The 13810-nt window shown below is 56.2% G+C and carries 5 protein-coding genes and 1 pseudogene; 4 read left to right on the top strand and 2 right to left on the bottom strand.

The window, feature by feature from the left end:
- Positions 1-127, bottom strand: a pseudogene (locus AC3G2T_RS04840) (IS256 family transposase); the annotation flags it as partial.
- Positions 128-801: 674 nt separating this feature from the next.
- Here AC3G2T_RS04840 and AC3G2T_RS04835 point away from each other — a divergent pair.
- Both AC3G2T_RS04835 and nagZ read left to right on the top strand, forming a co-directional pair.
- On the top strand, positions 802-1137 hold the full coding sequence (locus AC3G2T_RS04835; protein WP_474680651.1) for a hypothetical protein: 336 nt from the start codon (positions 802-804) through the stop codon (positions 1135-1137).
- Positions 1138-1164: 27 nt separating this feature from the next.
- Entirely contained in the window at positions 1165-2559 is a 1395-nt protein-coding gene (gene nagZ, locus AC3G2T_RS04830) for a beta-N-acetylhexosaminidase (RefSeq protein WP_488434721.1), read from the top strand.
- Between the two features lie 157 nt (positions 2560-2716).
- Here the strand turns inward: nagZ and AC3G2T_RS04825 are convergent, their stop codons facing one another.
- A complete protein-coding gene (locus AC3G2T_RS04825; RefSeq protein ID WP_474680649.1) occupies positions 2717-3814 on the bottom strand; it encodes a YheC/YheD family endospore coat-associated protein in 1098 nt (365 codons plus the stop codon).
- A gap of 213 nt (positions 3815-4027) precedes the next feature.
- Here AC3G2T_RS04825 and AC3G2T_RS04820 point away from each other — a divergent pair, with 213 nt between their 5' ends.
- Complete coding sequence (locus tag AC3G2T_RS04820) at positions 4028-5209, top strand: glycosyltransferase family 4 protein (RefSeq protein ID WP_488434720.1); 1182 nt, start codon at positions 4028-4030, stop codon at positions 5207-5209.
- Positions 5210-5295: 86 nt separating this feature from the next.
- Positions 5296-13800, top strand: a complete 8505-nt coding sequence (locus AC3G2T_RS04815; RefSeq protein ID WP_488434719.1) for a WIAG-tail domain — start codon at positions 5296-5298, stop codon at positions 13798-13800.
- Positions 13801-13810: the final 10 nt, after the last annotated feature.

The following is a 13810-nucleotide window of genomic DNA, read 5'->3' as shown; positions in this document are numbered from 1 at the left end:
CTTCTTGCTCGACTTCTAAAAAGTTACGGATCTCTTCTTTCATAATGAGCTCGAGCTTTTCTTTCACGAGGGCGCTAACAACATTTTCCATTAGGTCTGAGAGCATGTTTTCTGTTATAGTTGCCATGAGTAGGGTTCCTTTCTTGGTGACTTTAGCCATCCCGAGAATACCCTACTTTTTTGCTGTCTGGAAGACTCCAGATCTTGGTACACAAACTATTGTACGCCATCGCCGGCAGCGAAAAATTCCTGCAAATGTGCAGGCTTTTCGCCGCGAACAGGGGCTTAGGTTCGTTTTCATCGAAAATTCCTGCACAATTGCAGGCTTTTCCCAAAAACGACCCGGTTTCCCTGAAAAAACCTGCACTTTTGCAGGTTTTCCCCTGCCAGCCACTTTGTCCCCTCCACTTCAGCACCGCAACGTGTACAGGAGAGGCGCGGGTCGGGGAAGAGTGGCTGTGCCCTTCTAGTTTCTCTAACCCACCAGCCTGACTTTCACAAATTTTTTATGCGTTTATAGAGACACGTCTCTCCAATGTACGCTTTCCTACTACCTGACTTTCGCAGGTTTTCAACATGTTCAAAGAGATGCGTCTCTTCAATGCACGTTTTCCACTAGCCTGACTTTCGGACCGACCGCCGTCATGCAGCGAAACACCGCGCGCTGCCAGACATTGCATTTGCGAAGCGTTTCGCAACCGGCTCGGACTGTCATTAGGCGGCAAAATGAAAAATTCATTTCGCTCCTGCCCTTGCGGCTGCTCTCTAGAAAATTGACTAGGTTTAGAGAAAAGTTTGTTCATGATGGGTTTGAGCATAGGTTTTTATGGCGAGAATTGTATATTCGCAGGAACAGTTCAAGCAGCGACAGGCTTTACAGGAAATGAAGCGAAGGGCTTCGCTGTTTTTAGAAAAACGCTGCATTTGCGAATTTACAGGCATTCCTCGCTTTTGTCGCAACACCGCGCGGGCGGTGTTGTGCTGCATGTCGGTGCAGGCCGGAATTATTTCATTCGGGTGACGTCTATGACGGCATGGGAGTTTGCAAGTTTTGCAGCGGCATACAGCAATTCGGTCTGCAACTTACTACTAAACAGCAGCGTCAATATGGTGGTGGCGAGCATTCCATTATCTTGAAATCCGATCCAAGAAGAAGGTGTTGCTTTGACTGGAGTTACTTTAATTAGCGTTATTTTGACTGGTGTTACTGCGATTGGCGTTACTTTGACTGCTGTTACATTGATTAGTGTTATTTTAACTAGTGTTACTTTAATTAGCGTTACTTTAACTGGTGTTACTTTGAATGGCGTTACTTTGGCTGGTGCTGCTTTGACCCGATACGTTCGCGTGCTGAGCTGCATGACGATAAGCATGGTGCTCCTGACGGGTTGTCTGAAATCCGACCGTCCCGGCGGGACAGCGGCTTCCAGCCCGGTGGCGCTTCCTGCGCCCGGGACGGTCTCCGAGAAATTGGCCGCCATGAGCCCCGAAGAAAAAATCGGGCAAATGATCATCGCGGGCATTGACGGGCAGGACGTAAGCCGTTCTACGCAGGAATTGATCGGAACCTATCATGTAGGCGGCATTATTTTGTATAAAAATAATATTCAAAATTCGGCCCAGCTCGTGGGGCTTGTCAACAAACTGAAACAAGCGAATCAAGGCGGCAGCCAGACGCCTTTGTGGCTGAGCGTGGACGAAGAGGGCGGCAGGGTGACCCGGCTTCCCGATGAGCTGGTCAAGACGCCTTCGAACAAGGCGATCGGCCGAATCAACCGGAAACCTTTGGCATACGGGATCGGCGGGTTGTTGGGCAGCGAGCTGAAAGCATACGGCTTGAACATGGATTTTGCGCCGGTGCTCGATATTAACAGCAATCCGAACAATCCGGTCATCGGAGACCGGTCTTTTGGGGCGAATGCGGCTTTGGTGAGCGATTTGGGCATCCAAACGATGAAAGGGCTGCAGGCCCAGCATGTCGTGCCGGTCGTCAAGCATTTTCCCGGGCACGGGGATACGTCTGTCGATTCGCACGTCGGTTTGCCGGTCGTGCAGCATGATTTGGCCCGGCTGCGCCCGCTGGAGCTCGTCCCTTTTGCCGCAGCGGTGAAGGAACAGGCGGATGCGGTGATGGTCGCGCACATTTTGCTGCCCAAGGTGGATAAGCAGTATCCGGCTTCGATGTCCGACAAAATCATTACGGATTTGCTGCGTAAGGAAATGGGGTTCAAAGGGCTTGTCATCACGGATGACATGACGATGGGGGCGGTCGTGAAAAATTATGAGATCGGCGAAGCGGCGGTGCGGTCGGTGCTTGCAGGCGCAAATGTGATCCTGGTAGGCCATGACTACGATAAAGTGGTGACCGTAATCGATGCTCTGCGCAAGGCTGTGAAAGAGCAGCGCATCCCGATGCGGACGATCGATCAAAGCGCCGCGCAGGTTATGGAGCTGAAAGCCCGTTATCAGGTCAGCGACGAACAGGTGCCGGTGCCGGATGTAAAGGCGCTGAATGCGGCGGTCCGGAAGCTTTTGGAAGCTAACGGAGGAGGCTCTTGAGAGCACGGTCGGCTGCGCCGGGAAAATAAAAGCGTAAATTATCGTGGAAAACCGTTTCTGCCGGAGTCGGCATATGAAACGGTTTTTTGGCGTGCAATGAATGCGCCGGATTCGCGGCTTGGTAAACGCGGTCGCTCATCTTCGATAGAGGTTTATCTCATAGCGGAGTGCCCCCGTCCAGCAAAAATTTGGCGTAGGCGATCGGATTGTAGTAGGCCAATTTCCACTCTTCCATCATGCCTGCTTCCCGGAAGCTGTAGCGCTGATCTTTTCCATTGCATTCGATAAACATCGGGAAGCCGTCGGCCGTCATTCCGATGTCCAGTCCGATATCGGCCAAGTGCGGAAGTTCCCTGCCCAAATGGCGGGCGACCCGCAGCGTAAAATCGGCGATTTTCCGGTGGACAGCGGCCTGATTGAGAAGCGGGTATTCGCGTGACAAAATGTCGGATAACGTCATAACAGTCCCGCCTTGTGCCACATTGGTCACAAAAAGCTTGGGCGCAGCGACTTTGGCGACGATGCCCGTAATTCCCCAATTCCCATCCGCTCCGCGCTGCACGGATATGCGCAAATCGAACGGACGCCCTTCATAAGTGGCGAGCGGTAGACGCTGTTGGACGATGCAGGCGTGATTGTCGATCGTATTTTGCAGCAGCGGCGGAAGTTCGTTGCGAAATTTGGCAATTTGCCAGCCGGTGTTGCCGGTTTTTAAAGTTGTCGGATACGTAAGCCTCCACCCGGTTCGGGTGCGGTCCAGTTTCATGACGCCGCGGCCGATGCTGCCGTTCGCCGGTTTGACAATGAGAGAATCGTAAAATTTCATCATTCTGTTTATGCTCGCCTTGGTTGCGGGTTTGGTGCCTGGAAGATGGGGGCGGATCGTTTCGTCTTTCATAAGAAGCTGATGGATAAGCAGCTTGTTGTAACGGTTCCATCGATTGAACAAAATGGCGCCGCGCTCAACCCAGTTTTCCATCGTCTGATAGTTTTGGAGATTCCGGTAAATGGCGCGATTGTGAATGACTTTGGGCAGATCGATCGTTTCCCGGGTAATTTCCGTTCCTTTCTGGATATGCGCAATCACTTTCAAAGAATCGGCAGCTACATCCTGCAGACGGAAATAGGCAGGAACGATACCGTATTGTTTGGCGGCATCGCTGTAATAGGAGATCTCTTCATAAGTCGTTTTGCCTTGGGGAATGCCTTCGTACAAGGTGTCATTGACGAGGATGCCGACATAAGGATCTCCCATAAGCTTCACTCCTTTAGCAGGTGCCGGGTAGTGTATTACGGTTATGGCTGCGCTTGAATCAGTATATGAAAAAGCACTCATGCTTGTTTGTGCTGGTGCCGTGGATTCATGAATTCCAGAGACGGCATTTGTCTCGGATTTCCGGGATATACACCCAGTCTTTGCCTGTATTTCCGCATATGAATAAAGTATAGGCTGAAAAGGAGCTGGATCATGTTGAACACAAAATCCGTGAGTGTGGCTATTGTTACATCCGGTATTGGTCCCGTGCCGTCAAAATCGGGAGGCCCGATCGATCAGGCGATTTGCGAATCGGCCCGGCAGTTGGCGAAACGGATGACGGTCTGCGTTTTAGGACGTAAGGCGGGTCTGCAGCCGGAAAGCGAAGAACAGGAAGGAGTGAACTATGTTCGGGTTCCTTATGCGAATCCTGTCGCTTATTTGGAAAAAATCAGCAAGAAAATCGCAGGGCTGCGGCCATCCGTCATTCAGATCGAGAACCGGCCGAGGCTCGTCCGCCAACTGCGCAACAGGCACCCTGGGGCCAAGATCAGCCTCGTGCTGCATTCCGCATCGGCGATCGCGCCATCCCGCATCTCCTCCAAGGAGCTTGCCGCATGTCTGCGCGCCGCGAATACAATTTTAGTGAACGGCGAGTTTCTGGGAAAAACGCTGCGGCGCAAAGTGCCCCAGATCGCCCATAAGCTGGTTGTCCAGCATTGGGGAGCGGACCCTATGCGGTTCATGTCCAAATGGTCCCCTCAAGCGAAAGAATCCCGTTCGCAGCTGCTGCAGGAGCTTGGACTCGAAAAGCGCAAAATCATCTTGTTTGCCGGCAGACTTATTCCGGAAACAGGAGCGCATCATCTCCTGGATGCGATGATCCAGGTGGTTCCGAAGGAGCCCGATGCCGTCCTGCTTATTGTCGGAAGCGCGCTCAACGGTGCGGACCGTCAGACGGACTATGTCCGCAAGCTTTACGAATCGGGCGGCGCGATACCGCAGTATGTCCGCTTCGTCTCTGATGTTTCCCGGGACGAAATGTCCAAATGGTACCGGATCGCGGATATCGTCGCTATCCCGTCGGCTTCGCACGAAGGGTTCGATCCGGTCTGTATCGGGGCGATGGCGTCGGGCGTGCCGGTCGTGGTGCCGCGGTCGGTCGAGATGCGGGAGCTGATCGAGGACGGGACAACCGGGTATTTGATGGATACCGGCTATTTAGCCGAAGAACTGCCCCGCTATTTGCTGCGGCTGCTTGGAAGCCCCGAGCTGCAATACGCAATGGGAGAGCTGGCGGCGCAAAAAGTGCGGCAGAAGTTCGCCTTGGAGCGGAGTGCCGAACGGCGTCACGAGCTGTACCAGTCATTGGCAAAACGGGGTTTGAATAGGTAAGCGCACATTTTATAAGGGCGAACGTACATCTTTTTGCGGAGATGAATATACAAATGACTAGATCGCGTACGAATGGAGAGGAGTCTATGAACAAACGGAAAGGCGGCCGGGGAGCAATCCGGAAACCGCAAGTGCAGAGAGTGAATGCCAATACGAACGAGCTTCAATGGTTAGATGAAACCGAACAGGTATCGATCAAAAAAAAGCAAGTTTCCGATTTATTGGATCAACCTCAAACAGACATTGACGACAATGAGACGAAAGATGCCGTCAAGCCGCGGAAAACAGATTCGTCAGCTGCGGACAAAAATCAGCCTTCCGCGGCTGAGCCATCCGGCAACGCTGCAAAGTCTGCGCCTCCATTGATCCTGTTTTCGGAGCGCAAAGGCAGAGATTTTTCAACGAACCCTGTCATTTATACGGACGATATCGTTGAGGAAGCCGTCACGGGAGAAAAGATTGCCAATCGGGCTATCGATGAAACGAAAATTAAGCCGCAGAGTATCGTCGGCAAATTGATCAAAGATTTTTCTATTGATCACACGAAGTTGGCTTCCTCAAGCGTAACGAAAGAAAAACTTTCCCCTGGCGCCGTTCACGACGAACACATTGCGCCGCAAGCGATCTCCGGCTACAAAATCCAGGACATGTCCATTTCCGGAAGCAAACTGCTCAACAACAGCATTACAGCGGACAAATTGTCGGATCAGGCGATTGATTCGTTAAAAATTGCGGACGGTTCGATTTTCCCGCATCACCTGGCCGAGATGATTGTTTCCACAGAATTGATCGACGATCAGGCCGTAACATCGGAAAAAATACGCAGCGGAGCCATACAAGCGAAGCATCTTTCCAACTATATCATCGATGCGGCTAAAATTGCCGATACGGCAATTACAACGGAGAAACTGAGAGATCAATCGGTCACTGCGAAAATAATTGCAGATGGGAGCGTCGGCTCCGCCCATCTGCAGCCTGATAGCGTCCTGTACGAACATTTGTCGCCAGGCAGCGTGCAAAGCGAAAGCATAGCACCCGGTCAAGTGAACGGCGATCATCTTATGGATGATTCGATTTGCGAGCATCATTTGCAGAACGATTCCATTACGGCCGACAAACTCGTCAATCAATCGGTAATGGAAGAAAAGCTTGCCGATCAGGCGGTCAGCGGCCGCAAAATAGCGTACGGCTCCATCGAATCCTTTCACATCACGGAATCCGCAGTTCAACCGGAGCACATCGCCAAATGGGCAATTGCCGACAAGCATATAGGGACGGGACAAATCGGCCCCGATCATATCCGCCCCGGCTCCATTCATGAGGATCTGCTCCAGGATGCATCCGTTGCCCCCGGGAAACTGCAGGATGGCTCGGTTCATTCCCGGCACATTCAAGATCATGCCATACTCGGCGAACACTTGGCAGATGCGGCCGTAACTTCTTCCAAGCTTGCGCCGGAGTCGGTTGCCTCCGAACAATTAGCCGACTGGAGCGTTGGTACGGATAAGCTCGCGGATGAAAGTGTCTCATCGGCCAAAATTGCCCCCGGAGCCGTCCATGGCGGCCATTTGCAGCAAGGCACCTTATCCGGGGAACATCTGGCGGACCATTCGGTCGGAGAAGAGCAAATCGGCTTGCTGGCCATTCACCGCGAACATATCGCCGGCGAAGAGGTTATTACCAGACATTTGCAAGATGAGGTCGTGACGACGAGCAAAATAGCCGAAGAAGCGGTAACAGGCAGCAAAATAGCTCCGCTTACGATTGAAATGCGCCATCTTCAGGAAGGCATCATCGAAGGCTTCCATATTAAACCCGGATCGATTACATCGGACCATCTGGGCGAAAATTCCATCAGGCTCGATGTGTTCGCCGATCGAAGCCTTAGCGGCAAGAAACTGATCGAACGGTCTGTCTCGGAGGAGACGCTGACCGACGGCGCAGTTACGGAGCAAAAGATCGCATATGGCAGCATAGGAGCGCAGCATATGCAAGCCGGTTCGATTCTTGCTTCGGCGCTCGGCGATCAGGTCGTAACTGAAGCCAAAATCGCAGACGGAGCTGTCGGGCTGGCAAAGCTGGCGGACTCTAGCGTAACGTCCGACAAGCTTGCCCTCAAGGCCGTATCCAGTGAACATATCGCCGACGGCAGCATCACCGCGGCCAAGCTTGCGAATGAAAGCATTCACGGAAGCAAGATTGTTCCCGGAGTGATCCATGCGCGTCATCTGGCCGACGGCGCCGTGAATGGAGCGAAGCTGGCCTCGGGAAGCGTAGACGCGGAAAAGCTGGCAAGCGGCGCTGTGCAGAGCGAGCATCTCGCCGATCGAAGCGTAAGCGGAGCGAAGCTGGCTCCGGGCAGTGTGGACGGAGGCATACTGGCGGCGGAAGCCGTAGGTGCAAGCCACCTTGCGGAAGCTTCGGTCAACGCGGAACACATTGTCCCCGGCTCGATTGCCGCCGATCATATCGGCGCGGGCGAGATCGGAGCCGTGCATTTGCGCGCGAACTCGATTTATACGGATTTGCTGCAGGACGGCTCTGTCACCTCCGGCAAGCTGGCGGCCGGCAGCATCGAATCCGAGCACGTCCGCGAGGGGACGATACTTGACGAGCACTTGGCAGACGGGGCCGTCACCACCTCCAAGCTGGCGCCGGGCTCCGTAACTGCCGGGCAGTTGGCGGACGGGAGCGTGGACGTGGCGAAGCTGGAGGACGAAAGCGTAACGTCGGCGAAAATTGCTCCCGGAGCCATCCATGGCGGACATTTGCAGTCCGGATCGATTCACGCGGTCCATTTGAGCGGGCGCTCGGTTGCCGAAGAGCAGCTCGGTTTGTCCGCAGTGCGTCGCGAGCACATCGCCGATGAGGAAGTGATCACGCAAAAGCTGCACGATCAGGCCGTGACGACGAACAAAATTGCCGAGGAAGCCGTTACAAGCAGCAAAATCGCGCCTTTGGCCATCGAATCCAGCCATCTTCAAGAAAATACGATTGACGGCGCGCATATTAAGCAGGGGTCGATCACTTTTGAGCATTTGGCCGAACAATCGATTAAGTTTGATGCGGTGGCTGACCGAAGCTTGGACGGGGGCAAAAAGCTGATCGAACGATCCGTCACGCAGGAGACTTTGGCCGACGGTGCGGTAACGGAAACGAAACTGGCGGAAGCCAGCGTAACGTCCGGCAAGCTTGCCGCTAACGCTGTAAACGGCGAGCATGTGGCGGACGACGCCATTACCGGGGCAAAGCTGGCGGACGAAAGCATCCACGGGGGCAAGCTGGCGGCAGGAGCGATCCAAACGCGCAATCTCATGGATGGAGCGGTTAGCGGAGAGAAGCTGGCTCCGGGCAGTGTGGACGGCAGCAAGCTGGCGGCAAACGCCGTGAGCGGCGAGCACATCGCCGATGGGGAAGTGATCACCCAAAAGCTGCACGATCAAGCGGTGACGACAAGCAAAATCGCCGAGGAAGCCGTTACAAGCAGCAAAATCGCACCTCTGGCCATCGAAACCTGCCATCTCCAGGAAAATACGATTGATGGTGCCCATATTAAGCAGGGGTCGATCACTTTTGAGCATTTGGCCGAACATTCGATCAAGTTTGATGCGGTAGCCGATCGAAGCCTGGACGGCGGCAAAAAGCTGATCGAACGTTCCGTTACGAAGGAGACGCTGGCCGACGGCGCGGTAACGGAAGCCAAACTGGCGGATGCGAGCGTAACGACCGGCAAGTTGGCCGCTAACGCTGTAAGCTGCGAGCATCTGGTGGACGGCGCTATTACCGGGGCAAAGCTGGCGAACGAAAGCATCCACGGCGGCAAGCTGGTAGCCGGGGCGATCCAAACGCGCAATCTCATGGATGGAGCGGTTAGCGGAGCGAAGCTGGCCCCGGGCAGCGTGGACGGCAGCAAGCTGGCGGCAAACGCCGTGAGCGGCGAGCATTTGGCGGACGGCGCCGTGAGCGGAGCGAAGCTGTCTGACGGCAGTGTCGATGCCGGCAAACTGGCAAGCGGGGCTGTGCAGAGTGAGCATCTCGCCGATCAAAGCGTAAGCGGAGCGAAGCTGGCGCCGGGCAGCGTGGGCGGAGACGTATTGGCGGCGGAGTCCGTAAGTTCAAGCCACCTGGCGCAAGCTTCGGTCAACGCGGAACACATTGTCCCGGGCTCGATTGCCGCCTGGCATATCGGCGCAGGCGAGATCGGAGCCGAGCATCTGCGCGCGAATTCGATTTATGCAGATTTGCTGCAGGACGGCTCTGTCACATCCGGCAAGCTGGCGGCCGGCAGCATCGATTACGAGCACGTCCGCGAGGGGACGATACGGGGCGAACATCTGGCAGACCGGACCGTCACCAGCTCCAAGCTGGCGCCGGGCTCCGTAACCGCCGAGCAGTTGGCGGACTGGAGCGTGGACGCGGCGAAGCTGGAGGACGAAAGCATAACATCGGTGAAAATCGCTCCTGGCGCCATTCATGGCGGACATTTGCAGTCCGGATCGATTCACGCGGTTCACTTGAGCGGTCGCTCGGTCGAAGAAGAGCACCTCGGTTTGTCCGCAGTGCGTCGCGAGCACATCGCCGATGAGGAAGTGATCACCCAAAAGCTGCACGATCAAGCCGTGACGGCGAACAAAATTGCCGAGGAGGCCGTTATAAGCAGCAAAATCGCACCTCTGGCCATCGAAGCTCGTCACCTTCAAGAAAATACGATTGATGGCGCCCATATTAAGCAGGGGTCGATCACTTTTGAGCATTTGGCCGAACATTCGATCAAGTTTGATGCGGTAGCCGACCGAAGCCTGGACGGCGGCAAAAAGCTGATCGAACGTTCCGTCACGAAGGAGACGCTGGCCGATAGTGCGGTAACGGAAGCCAAACTGGCGGATGCGAGCGTAACGTCCGGCAAGCTGGCCGCTAACGCTGTAAGCTGCGAGCATCTGGCGGACGGCGCTATTACCGGGGCAAAGCTGGCGAACGAAAGCATCCACGGCGGCAAGCTGGTAGCCGGGGCGATCCAAACGCGCAATCTCATGGATGGAGCGGTTAGCGGAGCGAAGCTGGCCCCGGGCAGCGTAGACGGCAGCAAGCTGGCGGCAAACGCCGTGAGCGGCGAGCATTTGGCGGACGGCGCCGTGAGCGGAGCGAAGCTGGCCTGGGGAAGCGTGGACGCAGGCAAGCTGGCAGGCGGGGCTGTGCAGAGTGAGCATCTCGCCGATCGCAGCGTAAGCGGAGCGAAGCTGGCTCCAGGCAGCGTGGACGGAGGCATATTGGCGACAGAGTCCGTAGGTTCAAGCCACCTAGCGCAAGCTTCGGTCAACGCAGAGCATATTGTTCCGGGCTCGATTGCCGCCTGGCATATCGGCGCGGGCGAGATCGGAGCCGAGCATTTGCGGGCAAATTCGATTTATCCGGATTTGCTGCAGGATGGCTCTATCACCTCCGGCAAGCTGGCGGCCGGCAGCATCGATTACGAGCACGTCCGCGAGGGGGCGATACGGGGCGAACATCTGGCAGACCGGACCGTCACCAGCTCCAAGCTGTCGCCGGGCTCCGTAACCGCCGAGCAGTTGGCGGACGGGAGCGTAGGTGCGGTGAAGCTTGAGGATGCGAGCGTCGTCTCGGCGAAAATCGCTCCGGGCGCTATCCATGGTGGACATTTGCAGTCCGGATCGATTCACGCGATCCATTTGAACGAGCGTTCGATTACAGAAATGCATCTCGGTTTGTCCGCAGTGCGTCGCGAGCACATCGCTGATGAGGAAGTGATCACCCAAAAGCTGCACGATCAGGCGGTGACGACGAGCAAAATCGCCGAAGAAGCCGTTACAAGCAGCAAAATCGCGCCTCTGGCCATCGATTCCGGCCATCTCCAGGAAAATGCGATCGGCGGTGCCCATATTAAGCGGGGGTCCATCACTTACGAGCATTTGGCTGAACATTCCATCAAGCTGGAGTCTATCGCCGACCGAAGCCTGGACGGCAGCAAGCTGATCGAACGTTCCGTCACGAAGGAGACGCTGGCCGACAGTGCGGTAACAGAAGCCAAACTGGCGGATGCGAGCGTAACGAACGGCAAGCTGGCCGCTAACGCTGTAAACTCCGAGCATCTGGCGGACGGCGCTATTACCGGGGCAAAGCTGGCGAACGAAAGCATCCACGGCGGCAAGCTGGTAGCCGGAGCGATCCAAACGCGCAATCTCATGGATGGAGCGGTTAGCGGAGCGAAGCTGGCCCCGGGCAGCGTGGACGGCAGCAAGCTGGCGGCCAACGCCGTGAGCGGCGAGCATTTGGCGGACGGCGCCGTGAGCGGAGCGAAGCTGGCCTGGGGAAGCGTAGACGCTGGCAAGCTGGCAGACGGCGCTGTGCAGAGTGAGCATCTCGCCGATCGCAGCGTAAGCGGAGCGAAACTGGCTCCAGGCAGTGTGGATGGAGACGTATTGGCGGCGGAAGCCGTGGGTTCAAGCCACCTTGCGGAAGCTTCGGTCAACGCAGGGCATATTGTTCCGGGCTCGATTGCCGCCTGGCATATCGGCGCAGGCGAGATCGGAGCCGAGCATCTGCGCGCGAATTCGATTTATGCAGATTTGCTGCAGGACGGCTCTATCACCTCCGGCAAGCTGGCGGCCGGCAGCATCGATCACGAGCACGTCCGCGAGGGGACGATACGGGGCGAACATCTGGCAGATCGGACCGTCACCACCTCCAAGCTGGCGCCGGGCTCCGTAACCGCCGAGCAGTTGGCGGACGGGAGCATCGACTCGGCGAAGCTTGAGGATGCGAGCGTCGTCTCGGCGAAAATCGCTCCGGGCGCCATCCATGGCGGACATTTGCAGTCCGGATCGATTCACGCGGTCCATTTGAACGAGCGCTCGGTTGCAGAAAGGCAGCTCGGTTTGTCCGCAGTGCATCGCGAGCACATCGCCGATGAGGAAGTGATCACCCAAAAGCTGCACGATCAGGCGGTGACGACGAGCAAAATCGCCGAGGAAGCCGTTACAAGCAGCAAAATCGCGCCCCTGACCATCGAATCCCGCCATCTCCAGGAAAATGTGATTGACGGCATCCATATTAAGCGGGGGTCCATCACTTTTGAGCATTTGGCTGAACATTGCATCAAGTTGGAGTCTAACACCGACCGAAGCCTGGACGGCTACAAGCTGAATGAACGGTCCGTCACAAAGGAGGCGCTGGCTGACGGCTCGGTGACGGAAGCGAAGCTGGCGGATGCCAGCGTGACGTCCGGCAAGCTGATAGCCGGGGCGATCCAAACGCGCAATCTCATGGATGGAGCGGTTAGCGGAGCGAAGCTGGCCTCGGGAAGCGTGGACGGCAGCAAGCTGGCGGCAAACGCTGTGAGCGGCGAGCATCTGGCGGACGGCGCCGTGAGCGGAGCGAAGCTGGCTCCAAGCAGCGTGGATGGAGACGTATTGGCGGCGAAAGCCGTAGGTTCAAGCCACCTTGCGGAAGCTTCGGTCAACGCAGGGCATATTGTCCCGGGCTCGATTGCCGCCTGGCATATCGGCGCAGGCGAGATCGGAGCCGAGCATTTGCGGGCAAATTCGATTTATACGGATTTGTTTCAGGACGGCTCCGTCACCTCCGGCAAGCTGGCGGTCGGCAGCATCGATTACGAGCACGTCCGCGAGGGGGCGATACGGGGCGAACATCTGGCAGACCGGACCGTTACCACCTCCAAGCTGGCGCCGGGTGCCGTAACCGCCGAGCAGTTGGCGGACGGGGGCGTCGACGCGGCAAAGCTTAGGGACGAAAGCGTAACTTCGGCGAAAATCGCTTCGGGCGCCATCCATGGCGGACATTTGCAGTCCGGATCGATTCACGGGGACCACTTGAGCAGGCGCTCGGTTGCAGAAGAGCAGCTCGGTTTGTCCGCAGTACGTCGCGAACACATCGCCGACGAGGAAGTGCTTACCCAAAAGCTGCACGATCAGGCGGTGACGACGAGCAAAATTGCCGAGGAAGCCGTTACTAGCAGCAAAATCGCGCCTCTGGCCATCGAATCCGGCCATCTCCAGGAAAATGCGATTGACGGCACCCATATTAAGCGGGGTTCCATCACTTTTGAGCATTTGGCTGATCATTGCATCAAGTTGGAATCGATCGCCGACCGAAGCCTGGCCGGCAGCAAGCTGACCGAACGTTCCGTTACGCAGGAGACGCTGGCCGACGGCGCGGTAACGGAAGCCAAACTGGCGGACGCCAGCGTCACGTCCGGCAAATTAGCCGCTAACGCCGTAAGCGGTGAGCATCTGGCGGATGGCAGCGTGGACGAACAAAAATTGTCCTTCCGCACGATGCGGATTCCGGCTTCAAAACCGTCTTCGATCCAGCAGTTCGGCCTCATGCCGTTCGAATTTAAAGTGCAGGACGAAATTGTCGAAGTGCAAATTTATTTCGACGAGCCGTTTGAAGATATGAATTACGTCCTGGTCGCCATGACCAATCATACGGCGTGCTATGCCGTACTCAAGCAAAAACAGGCGAATTCCGCCACTTTGTCGGTCGTCCGGACCCGGTTCTCGGCCGACGTATACGGCGTGATCAACTGGATGGCTGCAGGGACGAAGGCGTAATGGTATGCAA

Source organism: Paenibacillus sp. sgz302191, assembly GCF_057749925.1.
This window is presented reverse-complemented; position numbering and strand designations above follow the sequence as displayed.